This is a genomic window from Rhodobacteraceae bacterium M385, from assembly GCA_025141835.1.
In the GTDB taxonomy this organism is placed as follows: domain Bacteria; phylum Pseudomonadota; class Alphaproteobacteria; order Rhodobacterales; family Rhodobacteraceae; genus Gymnodinialimonas.
Map to the genome: position 1 here is coordinate 2104854 of CP081102.1, position 17229 is coordinate 2122082.

Sequence of the window (17229 nt, forward strand, 5' to 3'; positions counted from 1 at the left end):
AAGACCTCCGCTTCAACACCGATGAATCGACACGGGGAGAGCGGTGGATTCGATATTTATGAAAAGGTGAAATGGGGGTTGCGTGACGGAGAGAGCGCGGCGGCTACCGCGCGAGGGGGTGTTTTTCGAGCACCAGTTGCCGCAGGCGTTCGTCGAGGATGTGGGTGTAGATCTCGGTCGTGGCGATGTCGGCGTGGCCGAGCAGGGTTTGGATTGCGCGAAGGTCGGCGCCGTTTTGCAGTAAGTGCGTGGCGAAGGCGTGGCGCAGGGTGTGGGGGGTGACGCGGGAAGGGTCGATCCCGGCGGCGGCGCTGAGTTCTTTGATCAAGGTAAAGAAGCGCACGCGGGTCAGGTGGCCGGATTTGCCACGGGAGGGAAAGGCGAAGGGGCTTTGCGGGGCGAGATTGGTGGCGGTACGTGTTGTCTCATAGGTTTCATCGAGGTGGGTGAGCCATGGGGCGATGGCCGCGCGCGCGGGCGGAGAGAGGGGAACCATGCGTTCCTTGCCCCCCTTGCCGAGCACCAGCAGCATAGACGGATCGCCGCGCAGGGCCGCGAGGGGCAGAGAGACAAGCTCTGTCACGCGCAGGCCGGTGGCGTAGAGGATTTGCATCAGGCAGTGATTGCGCAGACGGTCCGGCGCGGTGCGGCCATGGGTCATGGCGGCCTCGAGCAGGGCGTCAACTTCTTCCATCGAGAGCGTGTTGGGCAGTTTGCGCGCCCGGGCGGGGCCGGTGATTTGCAACGTCGGATTGTCATCGCGCCAGCCCTCTTCATGGGCGAAACGGTAGAGTTGCTTCAGGGATGACAGGCGGCGGGCACGGGTGGCGGGGGCAAGGCCTTCGGCCTCGAGCCGCGCGATATAGCTTTCCAGCGCCGCGCGGTCGGCCGCGGCAAAGCCGCCGGACTTGGACAGCGCCGCCATAGCGTCTTGCAGGTCGCGCCCATAGGCCAAGAGCGTGTTACGCGCCGCCCCCTGCTCGGCCGCAGCAGCATCAAGGTAGAGCACAATCCAATCGCTGTCGGTGGTGGGGGCTGACATCGGCTAGCCTTCAAGCAGCAGAAGTTGCAGAGCCGCGCGACGGGCGATGTCTTCCAAACCGACGGCCCGGAACAGAACCAGCGCGTCGGTGGTGTCGTCGGCATCAGCGCTGCCGCCTGCGAGGGTTTGGGCGGCCCGCAAAAGCGCCTCTCCCAAGCGGTTTTGCTGCTGATAGGGCGTGTAGCGATGCGGAGGGAGCGGGTCGGCGAAGGCCGCAGCCACAGCGCGGCCAAGAATTGAATTGCCGGGCAGATCATCGGGCGGCAGCCCTCGGGCGATGGCGAATGCGAAGCGCTCTGCGGCATCTTGGGGCACGGCGGTTTGGGCCACTTCCTCGTAGATCGGCGACAGCAAACCGACCCGCCGCGCAAGGATGCCTGCATCGCCCACCAGCGGCGTGCGCAACAAACGATCCGCATAGATATCGGCGAAAGCGACCTGCAAGCCCGCCGCCCCCATCGCGTCCCATGCCGGGACCAGTCGACGGCTGGTTTCCACAGGATCACCGGCCAGAAGGGCGGCATCGAAGGCTTGTACCGCCGCGACCCGATCCCAGACCGCGCCCGAGGCCGATGGCGCCTGCGCCGTATAGATCGCCAACCATTGTTGCGGCGCAATGGCACCCGAGCGGGTCAGTCGCTCGGCGGCATCAAGTTGCGCCCGCCAGCCCGCCAGAACGCTCAGGTCGGCGTGAACGAAGGCCAGGGGCAGACCGGTGGCATCGGGGCGCTCGGCGATGGCCATGCGCATCTGGAACTCCAGCGCGGTCAGGTTCGCGTCGGGCGGCAGCGGAGGCTCCCCCTCGAACAATTCAGGGTCAAGGAAGCGGGTGATCAGGTCACCCTCGGGCTCGGATATCTGGCCCAAGGCTTCCCCCGTGCCCAACAAAAGGGCGGCGGCGGGCCAATCTCCGCCGCGTGCGAGGCAAAAGATCTGCGCGGGCAAGGTTGGGGCGATATCGGGGTTGGCGTTCATCGCGGCGCAAGCGCGGGTGGCCCGATCGGTCAGTAAGGAGACATCGAACCAGCGCCGGAACACCGCCGGCGCCGTGGGCCCTGCCCTTTCCATCAAGGCTTGCGCCGGGTCCAACGCGCCGCGCATCAGCAACATATCAAGGCGGGCAAGAAACAGGTCCGACCCCTCGGGTGAGGCCCCTTGCGGCGGCGCTAATTCTGCCAAGGCCAAGGTCTGCGTGAAGCTTTGCATCGCAGGCAACCCCTGCACCGGTTGCGCCCGCATCAAAGCCGCCAAGGTGGCCGTATCCGACGCGCCCCAAAGGTCCGAAGGCAAGCCGGTGATCGTGCTTGGCAACAGCCCCACGGCGTCGAGTTGGATCGCATCCAACGGCAGCACCGTGATCGCCGGGATGGAGGCATCGGTGGCGATATTGGCATGGGGCCGTGTGATCGTATCGGACAACCAATCGGGCGTGCCCAAGGGAGGTAGATCGCTGGTGTTAATCTCTTGCGCCGCCGCCAAGCCCCCGAAAACGCAAGCGAAAACGCATGTCTTAACGCCTTTAATCCACATCCAACTCAACCGGTTGTGTGACGGTTTGCACATCGGGCTGCATCAAGCCCGAATAGGCATATCCCACCAGCGCAATCGCGCTCAGTAGAAGTAACACCAAAATCAAAATAATGATCCGCCCCATATCCGGTCCACCTGCCCTTAGAAAAATCAGCATCCGACGCCATTGGATGCCTTCGACGTTTGCCGCCGCTTGCGACATCATATAAGCCATGGACGGCGAGAATTCGCCACTGATCGAGGGATTTTTTTCAACCATGGGCGAAAGCGTGCCACAGGTACCGGGGAAACTGGTCAAAAGCGTTGTGCTTATTGGCATGATGGGCGCCGGAAAGACCGCGATCGGCCGGGCGCTGTCATCTATGTTGGACGTGCCGATGCACGACTCGGATGTTGAAATCGTACAATCTTCTCAGTTGACCATCGCCGAGATCTTCGACCGCTACGGAGAGCCCTTCTTTCGCGAAAAAGAGGGGCAAGTGATCGAACGTCTGTTGGGCGGTCCGCCTTGCATCCTGTCCACCGGCGGCGGCGCTTGGCTATCGCCCGCCAACCGCGACATGCTTTTGGCGAAGGCCACTGTAGTCTGGCTCGAGGCCGACCTGCCGCTGCTATGGTCAAGAGTACGGCACAAGACCCACCGCCCGCTTCTGCACACCTCGAACCCGCGGGCCACCCTTGCCGAACTGCTTATGGACCGGACCCCCGCCTACGCCCTTGCGCCTGATAAGGTGACGGTCCAGCCCGATTGGTCTATCGACGCCACCGCCGACAAAGTGATGGACATCCTGCGCCACAACGGAACGCTGCAAAAGGACCCCGCCGATGATTGATACTGTCCGAGTTGAGCTTGGCGACCGTGCCTATGATGTCGAAATCGGCTCAGGCCTGATCGCCTCTGCCGGTGCCCGCATCGCGCCCCTTTTAACCCGGCCCAAGGTCTGGATCGTCACGGAAGAAACCGTCGCATCCCTGCACCTCGACGCCCTGCGGGCGGGTCTCTCCGCGGCCGACATCGAAAGCGACGCGCTGATCCTCCCCCCCGGAGAGGCCACCAAATCATGGCCGCACCTGCAACGGGTCGCCGACTGGCTGTTGACCGAACGGGTCGAGCGTGCCGATATCGTAGTGGCTTTCGGCGGCGGCGTGATCGGCGATCTCGTGGGCTTTGCCGCTGCCATCCATCGCCGCGGCATTCGTTTCGTGCAGATCCCCACATCGCTTTTGGCGCAGGTAGATAGCTCCGTAGGCGGCAAAACCGGGATCAACGCCGCTCAAGGCAAAAACCTCATCGGGGCTTTCCACCAACCCGCTCTGGTGTTGGCCGATATTGATGTCCTCGGCACGCTCGAGAGCCGTGATTTCCTTGCCGGCTACGGCGAAGTTTCCAAATATGGCATGCTCGGCGATGGCGCCTTCTTCGAGTGGTTGGAAATAAACGGCCCCGCCATGGCCCAAGGCGACGCGGGCCTGCGCCAGGAAGCGGTGAAACGCTCGGTCCAGATGAAAGCCGATATCGTCGCCCGCGATGAAACCGAACAAGGCGACCGGGCACTCCTCAACCTCGGCCACACCTTTTGCCACGCCCTAGAGGCCGCCACCGATTACTCCGACCGCCTCCTTCACGGCGAAGGCGTCGCCATTGGCTGTGCGCTGGCGTTCGAGCTCTCTTCTCGCCTCGGCCTCTGCTCCCAGGAAGACCCGTCGCGTGTACGCGCGCATCTCGCCGCCATGGGCATGAAAAAAGACCTCCACGATATTCCTGGCGACCTCCCGGATGCATCCACCCTCGTGGGGCTTATGGGACAAGACAAAAAGGTCGTCGCAGGCCAACTCCGCTTCATCTTGGCCCGTGGCATCGGTGATGCCTTCGTCACTGCCGATGTCCCCACCGACGCCGTCTTGACCTTACTGCAAGACGCCCTCGCCAGCCAGTAGAGCGCGCCGCTCCCCTCTTCATCTTGGCCCATACAACTCACTCCCCCGTCGCGCCACACGATCCCGCCCGAGATTGAAACGCCCCGACCGGGACCCACCTGCCCCGTCCGCGACCGACCCGCTAATGTCGCATTCAGACTTGCCCGCCTGCGCCCCGTGACCTCAGATGACCCCAACCCACAGGAGGCACAGCGATGAAATCCCATACCCGTGTTTGCATTATCGGCGGCGGCGTCGTCGGCTGTTCCGTGGCCTACCACCTGACGAAATTGGGCTGGTCCGATGTAACGCTGCTGGAACGCTCGGAACTCACATCGGGCTCCACCTGGCATGCGGCGGGCGGGTTTCATACGCTGAATGGTGACACCAACATGGCCGCGCTTCAGGGCTATACCATCCTCCTCTACCGGGAACTCGAAGAACTCACCGGCATGTCGTGCGGCCTCCACCACGTGGGCGGCGTCACACTGGCCGACACGCCGGAACGGCTCGACATGCTCAAGGCCGAACGCGCCAAGCACCGCTTTATGGGGCTCGAGACGGAAATCGTCTCGCCCGAGGAAATCGCGAAACTTGCGCCTATCACCAACATCGAGGGCATCCTCGGTGGGCTCTATGATCCGCTGGATGGACACTTGGACCCCTCCGGGACCACCTATGCATATGCCAAGGCCGCGCGCATGGGCGGGGCGGAAATTCTCACCCATACCAAGGTGTTAGAAACCAACGCTCGTGTGGATGGATCGTGGGAGATCGTCACCGATCAAGGCACGATCATTGCCGAACATCTGGTCAACGCCGCAGGCCTCTGGGCGCGGGAAGTCGGGGCGATGGCGGGTTGCTATTTGCCGCTGCACCCGATGGAACACCAATATCTGGTGACCGAAGAAACCCCTGAAATCTATGAGCGTGACACAGAACACCCCCACGTCATGGACCCCGCGGGAGAAAGCTATCTGCGCCAGGAAGGGCGCGGGCTTTGTATCGGCTTCTACGAGAAAACCTGCCGCCCCTGGGCCGTGGATGGCACGCCCTGGGATTTCGGCCATGAACTCCTGCCCGATGACTTTGACAAGATCGAGGACTCCATCGCCTTCGCCTTCAACCGCTTCCCGGTGCTGGAACGCGCGGGCGTCAAATCGGTGGTCCACGGTCCGTTTACCTTCGCCCCCGATGGCAACCCTCTGGTCGGTCCTGTGCCGGGCCTTCGCAACTACTGGTCCGCTTGCGGTGTGATGGCGGGGTTCAGCCAAGGTGGCGGCGTCGGCCTGTCGCTGGCGCAATGGATGGTTGAGGGTGAGACCGAGCGCGATGTGATGGCCATGGATGTCGCCCGCTTCGGCCGTATCCTGACCCCCGCCTACACGCTACCCAAAGTGATCGAGAACTATCAGACCCGCTTCTCGGTGGTCTACCCGAACCAGGAACTCCCCGCCGCGCGCCCTTTCCGCACCACGCCGATGTACGATGTTTTCGATTGCATGGGGGCCGTCTGGGGCCAGCAATACGGGCTGGAGGTGCCGAATTATTTCGCGGAACCCGGCGAAGCGCGGTTTGAAACACCCTCCTTCCGGCGCTCCAACGCGTGGAAGGCCACCGCCCGCGAGGTCCGCGCCGTGCGCGAGGGCGTGGGCATTAACGAGGTGCAGAACTTCGGCAAGTACGACGTGCAAGGCCCCGGCGCCCGCGCGTGGTTGGACCGGATCATGGCAGGCAGCATCCCCAAACCGGGGCGACTGGCGCTGAACCCGATGCTGTCGCCCAAGGGCAAGATCATCGGCGACTTTACCGTCACATGCCTGTCCGACACTCATTTCATGTTAACCGGATCTTACGGCGCGCAGGACTACCACATGCGCTGGTTCATGCAGAACCCGCCAAACGACGCGCACGGCGACGTGCGCCTCGACAACGTCTCGGACCGGCGCACCGGGTTCCAGATCGCAGGCCCCCACGCCCGTGATGTGCTGCAAGCCGTCGCCCGCGAAGATGTGGCCGACATGAAGTTCATGGACGCGCGCCAGCTTACCATCGGCCATTCCACCGCCTTTGTGCAGCGCGTCAGCTATACGGGCGATCTGGGGTATGAAATCTACGTCGACGCCATGGAACAACGCGCGCTGTGGGAGGTGCTGTGGAACGCGGGCCAGCCGTTCGGGATGAAGCCGTTCGGGATGCGGGCGATGATGTCGCTGCGGTTGGACAAGTTCTTTGGATCGTGGATGCGAGAGTTCTCACCCGATTACACGCCCGCGGAAACCGGGCTTGATCGCTTCATCTCGTGGAAGAAAGACACCGACTTCATTGGCCGCGCGGCGGCTGAGGCAGACCGCTCCTCCGCGCCAAGCCGCGTCCTCGCCGCGTTTGAGGTAGACGCCCTCGACGCCGATGTTGTGGCTTACGAGCCGATCTCGATTGACGGCGCGGTCGTTGGGTTCTGCACCTCGGGCGGCTATTCGCACACTGCCGGAAAATCCATCGCCCTTGGATTTGTCCCGCGCGAAAAAGCTACCGAAGGGCTGGCGGTAGAGATCGAAGTCCTCGGCCACATGCGCCCTGCCCGTCTGATCACCAAACCGTTGTTTGACGGCGAAGACGTGCGGATGCGCGGATGAGCCGTTTGATTGTTCTGCTGGCTGCTGGTGCCTCTTCCCGGATGCGGGGCGGCGACAAACTACTGGAAGAGGTGGAAGGCCAACCGCTTCTGCGCCTCTTGGCCGAGCGTTGTACCAAAGCTGGTGAAACGCGCGTCGTGCTTGGCCCGAACCAACCCGCGCGCCGTGCCGCGCTGGACGGTATCACCGCCGAGATTGTGGAGGCCGAAGGCGACGACGGTATGGCTGCTTCCATCCGGGCGGGCGTGGCGGGGCTGAGGAACACATCTGTTATGATCGTTCTGGCCGATATGCCCGACATTACGGCGGGCGATTTGCACCTTCTTCTGGGGCTGCACGGCCAAGGCATTGCGCCCATCGTTCAAGCTGCCAGCGACACGGGCACGCCGGGGCAGCCTGTTGTCTTTGCGCCCAAGTACCTGAAGCATCTGGCAAAACTGCAAGGCGATGAAGGGGCGCGGTCGATTTTGAAGGCTCACGCTCGCGATGTGGCGCTGATCCCGCTGAAGGATGACCGCGCCACCGTCGATCTCGACACGCCCGAAGATTGGGCGACGTGGCGCGCGCAACGCTCGTCCTGAGCGCGCGCGGCAACGCGGTGGTCCCGGGCCGAGGCCCGGTCTACGAAAAACGGACGACCTCAGCCCCCTGAGATCGTCCGCGGTACTGTTTAAGCGTTACGTCGTCTTACTCGTTACAAAACACACGCAAAAAACTTGTTACACGTAGCTACAGTGTCCGGAGGGACGCGCGTGGTGCGAGCAACACGCGTCCCCTAGGCTCGTTAGAGACGAAGCAATTTCGCCTCATGAGCCTTAAGCGAGCGGCGCGCAGCCGCGTAGTCGGTCAGGCCGCCCTCGGTGGCAAGCTCGGGGAACAGCGCAAGGATTTCCTCGCGCGTCGCCTCGCCCATGGCTCCCAGGGTCTGATCGCCAGGTTGGAAGCTTTCCGTCCAAGCGCCGTCCGACAGAACCACTTCGTGGCGGTCGAACATGAAGTGAATGTAGGTGGTGCGCATCGTGTCCATGACGCTCACGCCCTGCTTGCCGACCAGATGTTTGGCTGCGACCAGAACTTCGCTCTCTTCAAAGTAGAGCTGCGGAGTCTCGCCGGTGATCAGCACGCGGTGTTGCGGGCTGACCAGCATGTCCCGCTCGGGCAGATTGCGCCCAAGAGAGCCAGCCTTGATCAGGATCGGCTTGAGGCCATTCCCTTCGGCCAATTCCGTGCGGTTCAGTGTCCGGTTTCCGGTCCAACGGATCTCTTGGATGCCGTTGTCGCGGGTGATCACCTTGTCGCCTTCGCGCAGGGTCTCGACCGGAACTTCGCCGCGTGGTGTGGCGATCATCGCCCCCGGCGTGAAGCAGGGGATGACGTTCTCGATTTCCTTGAACTCAAGGCGACCGGCTTCTTCGCTCTGAGTGTTGTCGGTGTAGAAGATCACCGTACCGGATTCGCCGGGCGTTCCGGTTGGGTCAATCCCGTCGTCGTAGACAACTTTCAGCGAACCCGCACCTGTCAGGTCGAGGGTATCGACATCGCCGTCGCCGGGATCTTCGCCGCCAACAATGGTGTCGCCTGCGCCTTCAACATAGTCACCGGTGCCGTTTGGATCGGTGAAAGTCCCCACGTTGAAGGTGTCGTTACCCAAGCCACCGTCAAGGCTATCTGCCCCTTGGCCGCCGATGATAACGTCGTCGCCTTCGCCACCCAGGATGGTGTCGTCGTCGATGCCGCCGTCCAGCGTATCGTCGCCTTCACCGCCATCGATGAGGTCGTTGTCGTCCTCGCCGTTGACCACGTCGTTCCCGGCGCCGGCGTTGATGGTGTCATCGCCATTGTTCAGGATTGGGTCGCCGGTGAAGCCGTCGTTTGGCTCGTCGATGAAGTTGGCCAGATCGCTGCCGACGCCGCCGTCGATGGTGTCATCGCCGTCGCCGGAGTTGATCAGGTCATCGCCTTCGCCACCCACGATGCTGTCGTTGCCGGACCCCGTCGTGATGGTGTCCGCATCGGTGCCGCCGTCAACGACATTGTCGCCGTCGCCTGCATCGATCACATCGGCATCGTCACCGGCATTGATGGTGTCGTCGCCGGCACCTGTGGTGATGGTGTCTTTGTTGTCGTCAGGATCCGCGTCCGGTGCCGCAATAATGAACGGCCCAGTGCCACCGGCAGTCGGGATTGGCGTGCCCAAGTCTGGGTTGAACGAGCCCGGGTTGTCCGAGTTGATCTCGTTGTTGCCATCCATGTCGGTGATGCTATCCGCCCCGGTGGAGCCGGTGATGGTATCATCACCCAAGCCACCGTCGATGGTGTCATCGCCGGAACCGCCGGTCAGGCTATCATCGCCTGCGCCGCCATCCAGAACGTCATCGCCAGCGCCGCCAGTGACCGAGTCATTGCCCTCGCCGCCATCGACGGTGTCGTTGCCCTCTTCGCCGCGCACAGTGTCGTCGCCTTCGCCGCCCATGACGATATCATCGCCATTGCCGCCTAGAACGCTGTCGTTGTCCGCGCCGCCATCTACGGTATCGTCGCCCTCACCCGCGTTGATGGTGTCATCACCACCGTTGCCGCGAATGCTGTCGTCGTCGCCGTCAGGCCCGTCGATGATGTCGCCACCACCGTCGGTTGGGCCATCGGCATCGTCATAGAGTGGGTCCATGACTTCGCCGAACTCTTCACCGTCAACCACCAGATCAGGTGCCTTTGCGGGAAGCAGCAGGTTTTCGATCTCGTTGAAGGCAACGGGAACCCACTCGTTCTCGTCGTTTTGCACTTCAACGGTGCCCGAGGTGCTGTCGCCGTCACCGTCTTCGGTTTCTACCAGGTTCCGGTAGGCCACGAAGTCGGTCAGGTCGAGCGTGTCGTTATCATCGCCGAAGGTATTGCCCTCGACAAAGATGGCCGCGTCATTGTCGCCGTTCTCGTCCACTTCGTCCTGGTCGATGAAGATGCTGTCCGCACCGCCACCGCCGATGATGCTGTCGCCCGCGCCGCCGATGATCGTGTCATCGCCTGCGTTGCCTTCCAGCGTATCGGAACCCCGGCCACCGGTGATGTGGTCATCATCGTTGTTGCCTTGGATGAAGTCCTGACCGTGGCCGCCTAAGATAACGTCCTCGCCCTGACCGCCCATGATGCTGTCGTCATCCACACCACCGTCGATGGTGTCGTTGCCGGTACCGCCTGTGATCGTATCGGCATCGTCTTGGCCGTAGATCAGGTCGTTGCCAGCGCCGCCATCAATAAGGTCAGCGTTGTTGAGCGGATCAGGATCGGGCCCAAATGGGGCGCCAAAGCCATCGTCGGCAAGGTTCACACCATCAGGAGCAGGCGTTTCCAGACCGCCGAAGATGGTGTCGTCATCGCCGCCGCCCGAAAGCGTGTCGTTGCCCTCGGAGCCGATCAGCAGGTCATTACCCGCGCCACCTTGGACGCTGTCATCGTCGATGCCTGCGTCTACGGTGTCGTTGCCAGTGCCCGCGTTGATCACGTCGGCATCGTCGCCGGTGAAGATCAGGTCGTCGCCCGCGCCGCCGTCAACGGTGTCCTTGTCATCATCGGGGTCACCATCAGGTGCCACTGCGGGGATCGGACCGTAACCCGGCCAGCCAGCGTCCAGCAGATCCTGGCTACCGGATGTGTCGATGGTGTCGTTGCCGTCACCGCCCGAAACGCTGTCCGCGCCGTCGCCGCCGGTGATGTCGTCATCACCTGTGCCGCCTTCGATCACGTCGTCGCCGGTGCCGCCGTCAAGCGTATCATCACCGCCGCCACCTTGCAGCGTGTCGTCGCCTTCATCGCCACTCAGATCGTCGCCGTCGTCGGTTGCGCCGCCGAAGATTTCGTCGTCGCCCGTGCCGCCGGATACCGTGTCGGAACCCAGACCCGCGTTGATCGTGTCGTCACCGCCGTTGCCGAAGATCGTGTCGTCAAGGCCATCGGCCCCATCGATCAGATCGCCGCCGTTATCTGTGGGCAGGTTGCTATCGTCGTAACCGGGGCCCATTTCCTCGCCGGTTTCTTCGCCGTCAACGACGCCGTCCGGAGGGGTTGGGTCCGCGCCCACTTCAATGGTGTGAACCGCCGAGTCGGTGCCGCCCTGACCATCGGAGACAGTGTAGGACACCGTCGCCGTGCCTTCAAAGCCCGCAGCAGGTGTGAAGGTGTAGACGCCGTTGGAAACCTCGGCCAGCGAACCTTGATCGGCTGGAACCGTCGCGCTGGTCACAGTCAGCGTGTCACCGTCGATATCGGTGTCATTGGCCAACAGGTTGATTTCAACCTCGGTCTCAAACTCGGTGGAGTCGCTGTCGTCAACCGCATCGGGGTCATCGTTTACCGCATTAACGGTGACTTCGACTTTCGCCGTATCGGTGCCGCCGTTGCCGTCCGAGATCGTGTAGGTGATCTCGGCCACGCCGTTGAAGTTTTCAGCCGGTGTGAAGAACAGATCAGTGCCGTCTGTCGTGACCGTGCCCTGATCGGCAGGCACGGTGGCAGAGATGATCGTCAGCGTGTCGCCATCGGCGTCCGAGTCGTTGTCGAGCGCATCGGTGATGGTAACGGCTGTGTCCTCATCGGTGGAGGCGGTGTCATCTTCGGCCACAGGACCATCGTTGACCGCGCCAACCGAGACGATGGCTTGGCCATCATCGGTACCGCCGTTGCCGTCGGAAACGGTGTAATCAATCGTCACCGGGCCGTTGTAATCAGGCGCAGGTGTGAAGGTAACAGTGCCGTCGCCATTATCCACGACCGTGCCAAGCGCCGGATCAACCGAAACCGAGGCCAGTTCCAGCGTATCGCCGTCAACATCGGTGTCGTTGCCAAGCAGATCAACCAAAACCGCAACGTCTTCGTCGGTTGTCTCGATATCATCCACAGCGACCGGATCGTCGTTCACCGGGGTGACCGTTACGTTAACGGTGCCCTCATCGGTCCCGCCGTTGCCGTCGGTGATGGTGTAGGTGATTTCAGCCGGGCCATTGTAGTTTTCAGCTGGAGTGAAATTCAGCGTACCGTCGCCGTTGTTCACGACTGTCCCTTGATCGGCGGGAACTGTCGCGCCAACCACTTCCAGCGTGTCGCCGTCTGGGTCGGTGTCGTTGCCGATTACGTTGATCGTCACGGCGGTGTCTTCATCGGTGGTTGCACTATCATCAACAGCCGTTGGGCCATCGTTTACCGCGCCCACAGACACAACCGCCTGGCCATCATCTGTGCCGCCGTTGCCATCGGAAACGGTGTAATCAATCGTTACCGGGCCGTTGTAATCAGGCGCGGGTGTGAAGGTCACAGTACCGTCGCCATTGTCTTCAACCGTGCCAAGCGCCGGATCAACAGAAACCGAGGCCAGTTCCAGCGTGTCGCCGTCTACGTCGGTGTCGTTGCCGATCAGGTCAATGATGACGCTTTCGTCTTCCATTGTGGAGGCAGTGTCATCTACAGCGACGGGATCGTCGTTCACGGGGGTCACATTCACGGTCACTTCTGCCGTGTCGGTGCCACCTTGACCGTCGGAGATGGAGTAGCTGATCGTCGCCGGGCCGTTGAAGTTTTCGGCTGGGGTGAACAGCAGCTCGCCGCCAACGATGGCCACGGTGCCTTGTTCGGCAGGCACGGAAGCGCCCGTGATCTCCAGCGGGTCGCCGTCCACGTCGGTGTCGTTGTCCAGAACGTCGATGGTGATCGCCGTGTCTTCATCTGTGGTGACAGAGTCGTTCACCGCGTCTGGCGCATCGTTTACAGGGGCCACGTTGAAAGTGATCGTTGCCGTGTCCGTGCCGCCGTTGCCATCAGAGATGGTGTAGGTGACGCTATCGGTGCCGTTGAAGTTGTCGTCCGGCTCGTAGGTGTAGGTGCCGTCGCCGTTGTCTGTCAGCGTGCCGTTGGAAGGCGTACCGATGCTGGTCACGGTCAGCGTGTCACCGGGGTTTGGATCAGTGTCATTAGCCAATGGGTTAAAGGTGACGGTGTCGTCCTCGTCCACGGGAATGGAGTCGTTCACCGCATCTGGGCCTTCATTGAAGGGCTCTGGCAGAAGCAGGTTTTCGATTTCAAGGAAGTTGACGTTCACCCAATCGCCGTCGCCGTTTTGCACTTCGACGGTGCCCGAGGTGCTGTCGTTGTCCGCATCGGTTGTCTCGGTCAGGTTGCGGTAAGCTTCATAGGCCGTCAGGTCGAGCGTATCGTTGTCGGAACCCTCGGTAGAGCCATCGACGTTGATATCTCCGGTCTTGTCGCCCGCGCCGTCGACCTCATCGGCGTCTACAACGATCAGGTCGTCGCCTTCGCCGCCGGTCACGTCATCGCCTGCACCTGCAACAATGGTGTCATCGCCGCCTTCGCCGAAGATCGTGTCGTCACCTTCATTACCGACAAGGCTGTCGTTGCCATCAGGGCCATCAACCACGTTTGGCACGTCAAAGAACACGTCCGTGACATTGATGCCGGAGTTGTTGTGCCCATTCTGGCCGTGAATGATCTGAATTTCGGACACAGGGCCTGGGATCGTTACCAGAACCGAGTACTCGGAGGATGTATCCTCAAGATAACCGCCGTTGCTGTCTGCTGTATCCGCGCCCGCAACACCATCGGTATCCAGAAGCGTCAGGTGAGAGCCCGCGTCCAGTTCCACTTCGATCGGGTTGCCGTTTTCGTCGAACGCCTTGATCTTCACGATACCGTCGCCGTCAATATCGTTCACCCGGAACGAGACGTTTTCGACTGGATCGGAGAAGTCCAACTCATACGTCGCGGAACGGCCATAGCCACCCGTTTCACTGTCGAGAGATGAGTTCGCGTCAATGGTTTCGGTCCCGCTGTCGATATCCGAGACATTTTGCGTGTCGCCCGAGATGTTGTCGGAAACGCCGTAGGATTTGGCTACGGTGCGGAAATCGACCGTGACGTTGCCAGTGTCTTGGCTGAAGTCATTGGCGTTGGTGTTGGGGGCGAGATCCCACTCAAAGCTTTCACGGACGGAACCAGTCGTGCCGCCTGCGTCGTCGCCGTAGATCAGGTCATCACCCTGACCACCCAGAATGGTGTCGTCGTCAGCGCCACCAAACACGGTGTCGTCGCCAAGGCCCGCTTCAATGCTGTCATCGCCGCCATTGCCCATGATGACATCGTCGATGCCGTCGGAGCCGTCGATCATGTCGCCGCCGCCGTCGGTTGGCGCGTTGGCGTCGTCGTAGTCAGGCAGCATCACCTCACCGAAGTCTTCGCCATCTACGATGCCGTCGGGGCTGGAGGTTGGGACATCAGCAGTGTCGTAGATCGCCACGTAGTCGATTTTGCCATCGAAGTAGTGGTCATACTGTCCGTCGTCTTTTTCCCGTGCACCGAACGAGAAGTTCTCGTCATCGTTGTCGCCGATTTCCAGGTGCAGACCAGTTTGCGACGTAGAGATTTCCGCGTCGGTGTTTGTGGTCAGGTTTTGCACGGTCATCGTCGCGCCGGTGTTCTCGTCAAACGAGTAGACCACGTTGATCGTGTCGCCTTCTGAGAAGAAGTCTTCATCGGTGGTCAGAAGCACGTCGAGGCCGCCGGGCATGCAGTGCATGACCTGAACTTCGCCGTCTTTTGTGACGCGAATTTCGAAGAAGCCCTCAGAACGCGCATCAGCCGCCTCGCCGCGGTTAACGATCGTATCGGGGCTAGTTCCGATGTGGCAATCTTGGGTGAACTGTACCTCAACCGTGCCTTCGTGCAGGTCAAAGGGGTTATCGTTGCCCGAAACGTCAAAGACGTCGCCATATCCATCCGTGTGTAGCTGGTCGCCAGAAACATGGGCGTTTCCATGGGTGTGCCCGTTCTGGGCGATCCCGTCAGCAAGGCCGGTGTCGTTTTTCGATCCGCCAATGAAGTCCCACAGACCAACCAGGTGATCCGTTGCAGCAGGGTTGTCAAAATTCGTCATCTCGCACTCTCCTCATTGCCGACAAAAGTCGGCCCCCCCACACACGCGGGAAAAAATCTGGTCAACTGTACGCAATGCTGGCTGACCCAAAGGGCGGCGCGCACGCGTCGTTTCCAAGTGGAAGGAGAGGATCGAGACACGGGCCTCGACAGGACGATACGACGCCCCAAAGGACGTAAGACGCACCGATTGCCAACGCGGCCATTCTTGGCCGGTATTATAACGGCAACACCCCTCCCGCGCTTTCACGCGACATTCGTGTGCGGCCGCCCCCGTGGCCTATTTGCAGACATCGCCCCCCAGTTGGGCTGCTTAGGAGATACCCCAAAGAATTGAGTAAGGAGAAGGGAAATTTTTAGAGATTGTGTCAACATTTAGCGCGGAATGGGGCTGAAGCGGCATGGTGTTGGCCGTATTTTAGCCACGATTGTTTCGAGATCATAAAATCGCCACAATTCGAAAGGCCTGTTTTTCTTACCGCAAACGTTGAATTCTTGCCCCATGGTCGAAGCGGCCTCAAACGAGTGAGGGCGGTGTCCGCCGGATTGTCGCGTTTCCAGCAACAAACCCGAACTGACGCCACGGAAACAGTCTGTTGCCAGTTGCGCACCGTTACGTAGCGGAAAACCTGACCATTTGGACATGTCCTTCTGGGTGGGAGCGGAACATCGGAAGTATTTGAGCCGAATCGAAACGTTAGCGGCGCAGCGTCTATGGCGAGAAGGTGACGCGGTCGCGATTGTCCCAAATCCCGGCACTGCCCCAATCGCGCCACAAAGCGTCATAGGGAAAACAAGCGCCGCCCAAAATGGCAACGCCGGGGCGAACCCCGGCGTTTGTCATCTTCTTCTTGCGAAGGGCTGGTACCCGAGGTCGGACTCGAACCGACAAGCCTCGCGGCGGGGGATTTTGAATCCCCTGCGTCTACCAATTCCGCCACTCGGGCCCTGTGGCGACCGGATAGCGCCCCCGGACGGCGCCGTCAACACGCTGTTAGCCTCCGCTTGCCCCCATATGCGCAATGCGTCACTAAGCGGGCGAATAGTATGAGGACGCCAAGATGTTACGCCGCCTTTATGACTGGGTGATGGGCTTTGCCGGACACCCCCATGCGTTATGGGTTTTGGCGATTGTGAGCTTTGCGGAAAGCTCGGTTTTTCCGATCCCGCCCGATGTCTTGATGATTCCCATGATCCTGGCGCGTCCGTCGCGGGCTTGGTTGATTGCGACGGTGTGTCTTGTGGCCTCGGTTTTGGGCGGGCTTTTGGGCTACGCCATCGGCGCATTCGCGTTTGAAGAGATTGGCCGCCCGATTTTTGAAGCCCTTGGTAAAGTAGAGCGGATTGAGCAGTTCAATGAACGGTTCAATGACCTGAGCTTCTGGCCCGTGCTGATCGCGGGGCTGACGCCCTTCCCCTACAAGGTGATCACCATCATGTCAGGCTGGACCGGCCTGCCCCTTGGCACCTTTATTGTCACTTCTATTATAGCACGGGGTTTGCGCTTCTTCATTGTGGCGGCCTTGCTGTGGAAATTCGGCGCCCCGATCAAGGACTTCATCGAGAAGCGCTTGGGCCTTATGTTCATCCTGTTCTGCCTGCTACTGGGCGGCGGGTTCTATGTGTTGAAGTTCCTGTGATGGAGGGCGCGATCATGACACGGCGCAATCTGATTTTGCTGGCGGGCTTGGGCTCTGTCGCGCTGTTTGGCGGCGCACTCTACTTTCAATACTGGATGGGGCTGCTGCCTTGCACCATGTGCCTGTGGCAACGCTGGCCGCACCGCATCGCCATTGGGTTGGCGTTGGTAGGCGTGGTCTTCCCCCGTGCGGTGATTGCATGGCTCGGCGGGCTGACCATGGCCGTTAACGCAGGAATCGCCCTGCTGCACACAGGCGTAGAGCTGCGCTGGTGGGACGGACCGCAGGTTTGCGGCGCGGGGGCGGCGCAAGATGTGGGCAGTCTGTCGATGGAAGATTTGTTCGACACCACCACCGGCCCCCAAATTGTCATGTGCAACGAGGCGGCCTGGCATTTCGCCGGGCTGTCCATGGCCAGCTGGAACGGGATTTTCTGCGTCGTACTGGCAGGTGTTTGGCTGACCGCTGCACTGACAAAGGATAAGGCACGAGCGTAACCGCCCTGCCCTTTGCTTTAGAGCCCCTCCTCGGC

Annotated in this window: 10 protein-coding genes and 1 tRNA gene; 6 read left to right on the forward strand and 5 right to left on the reverse strand. The window is 61.3% G+C overall.

Going from position 1 to position 17229, the window contains the following annotated elements; all coding sequences use genetic code 11:
* Positions 1-103 precede the first annotated feature (103 nt).
* Genes K3728_10330 through K3728_10340 form a run of 3 tightly spaced genes read right to left on the reverse strand, consistent with a single transcriptional unit; the run spans position 104 to position 2786 of the window.
* Entirely contained in the window at positions 104-1042 is a 939-nt protein-coding gene (locus K3728_10330) for a tyrosine recombinase (GenBank protein ID UWQ94140.1), read from the reverse strand.
* Positions 1043-1045: 3 nt separating this feature from the next.
* The gene (locus tag K3728_10335) at positions 1046-2572 is read right to left on the reverse strand and encodes a hypothetical protein (protein ID UWQ94141.1); all 1527 of its coding nucleotides are present in this window, start codon (positions 2570-2572) and stop codon (positions 1046-1048) included.
* Positions 2562-2786, reverse strand: a complete 225-nt coding sequence (locus tag K3728_10340) for a hypothetical protein (GenBank protein UWQ97631.1) — start codon at positions 2784-2786, stop codon at positions 2562-2564. Before K3728_10340 ends, K3728_10335 begins: the two co-directional genes overlap by 11 nt.
* 43 nt (positions 2787-2829) lie before the next feature.
* Between K3728_10340 and K3728_10345 the strand changes: the two genes are divergently transcribed.
* The 4 genes from K3728_10345 to K3728_10360 all read left to right on the forward strand — a co-directional run bounded on the left by K3728_10345 (position 2830) and on the right by K3728_10360 (position 7706).
* Complete coding sequence (locus tag K3728_10345; protein ID UWQ97513.1) at positions 2830-3405, forward strand: shikimate kinase; 576 nt, start codon at positions 2830-2832, stop codon at positions 3403-3405.
* Positions 3398-4510: a 3-dehydroquinate synthase gene (aroB, locus tag K3728_10350; GenBank protein UWQ94142.1), complete on the forward strand. Its 1113-nt coding sequence runs from the start codon at positions 3398-3400 to the stop codon at positions 4508-4510. The genes K3728_10345 and aroB overlap by 8 nt, the downstream gene beginning before the upstream one ends.
* Positions 4511-4704: 194 nt before the next feature.
* Positions 4705-7125, forward strand: coding sequence for an FAD-dependent oxidoreductase (locus K3728_10355; GenBank protein UWQ94143.1), 2421 nt, complete (start codon positions 4705-4707; stop codon positions 7123-7125).
* Positions 7122-7706, forward strand: a complete 585-nt coding sequence (locus K3728_10360) for a nucleotidyltransferase family protein (protein UWQ94144.1) — start codon at positions 7122-7124, stop codon at positions 7704-7706. The genes K3728_10355 and K3728_10360 overlap by 4 nt, the downstream gene beginning before the upstream one ends.
* Positions 7707-7909: 203 nt before the next feature.
* On the opposite strand, the gene K3728_10365 is transcribed toward K3728_10360, so the two are convergent.
* Together K3728_10365 and K3728_10370 are read right to left on the reverse strand one after the other, a co-directional pair.
* Positions 7910-15058: a cadherin-like domain-containing protein gene (locus tag K3728_10365; GenBank protein UWQ94145.1), complete on the reverse strand. Its 7149-nt coding sequence runs from the start codon at positions 15056-15058 to the stop codon at positions 7910-7912.
* Positions 15059-15919: 861 nt separating this feature from the next.
* A tRNA-Leu gene (locus tag K3728_10370) sits at positions 15920-16004 on the reverse strand.
* Between the two features lie 114 nt (positions 16005-16118).
* Between K3728_10370 and K3728_10375 the strand changes: the two genes are divergently transcribed.
* On the forward strand, positions 16119-16697 hold the full coding sequence (locus K3728_10375; GenBank protein UWQ94146.1) for a DedA family protein: 579 nt from the start codon (positions 16119-16121) through the stop codon (positions 16695-16697).
* Positions 16697-17194 (forward strand): disulfide bond formation protein B, encoded by a 498-nt coding sequence (locus K3728_10380; protein UWQ94147.1) that lies wholly within the window; start codon positions 16697-16699, stop codon positions 17192-17194. Before K3728_10375 ends, K3728_10380 begins: the two co-directional genes overlap by 1 nt.
* Positions 17195-17229 lie beyond the last annotated feature (35 nt).

What these genes read in the sequence shown, in the direction of transcription:
- K3728_10330 (UWQ94140.1), bottom strand. Translation starts at nt 1,042, where the DNA reads ATGTCAGCCCCCACCACCGACAGCGATTGGATTGTGCTCTACCTTGAT.
- K3728_10335 (UWQ94141.1), bottom strand. Translation starts at nt 2,572, where the DNA reads ATGTGGATTAAAGGCGTTAAGACATGCGTTTTCGCTTGCGTTTTCGGG.
- K3728_10340 (UWQ97631.1), bottom strand. Translation starts at nt 2,786, where the DNA reads ATGGCTTATATGATGTCGCAAGCGGCGGCAAACGTCGAAGGCATCCAA.
- K3728_10345 (UWQ97513.1), top strand. Translation starts at nt 2,830, where the DNA reads ATGGGCGAAAGCGTGCCACAGGTACCGGGGAAACTGGTCAAAAGCGTT.
- aroB (UWQ94142.1), top strand. Translation starts at nt 3,398, where the DNA reads ATGATTGATACTGTCCGAGTTGAGCTTGGCGACCGTGCCTATGATGTC.
- K3728_10355 (UWQ94143.1), top strand. Translation starts at nt 4,705, where the DNA reads ATGAAATCCCATACCCGTGTTTGCATTATCGGCGGCGGCGTCGTCGGC.
- K3728_10360 (UWQ94144.1), top strand. Translation starts at nt 7,122, where the DNA reads ATGAGCCGTTTGATTGTTCTGCTGGCTGCTGGTGCCTCTTCCCGGATG.
- K3728_10365 (UWQ94145.1), bottom strand. Translation starts at nt 15,058, where the DNA reads ATGACGAATTTTGACAACCCTGCTGCAACGGATCACCTGGTTGGTCTG.
- K3728_10375 (UWQ94146.1), top strand. Translation starts at nt 16,119, where the DNA reads ATGTTACGCCGCCTTTATGACTGGGTGATGGGCTTTGCCGGACACCCC.
- K3728_10380 (UWQ94147.1), top strand. Translation starts at nt 16,697, where the DNA reads ATGGAGGGCGCGATCATGACACGGCGCAATCTGATTTTGCTGGCGGGC.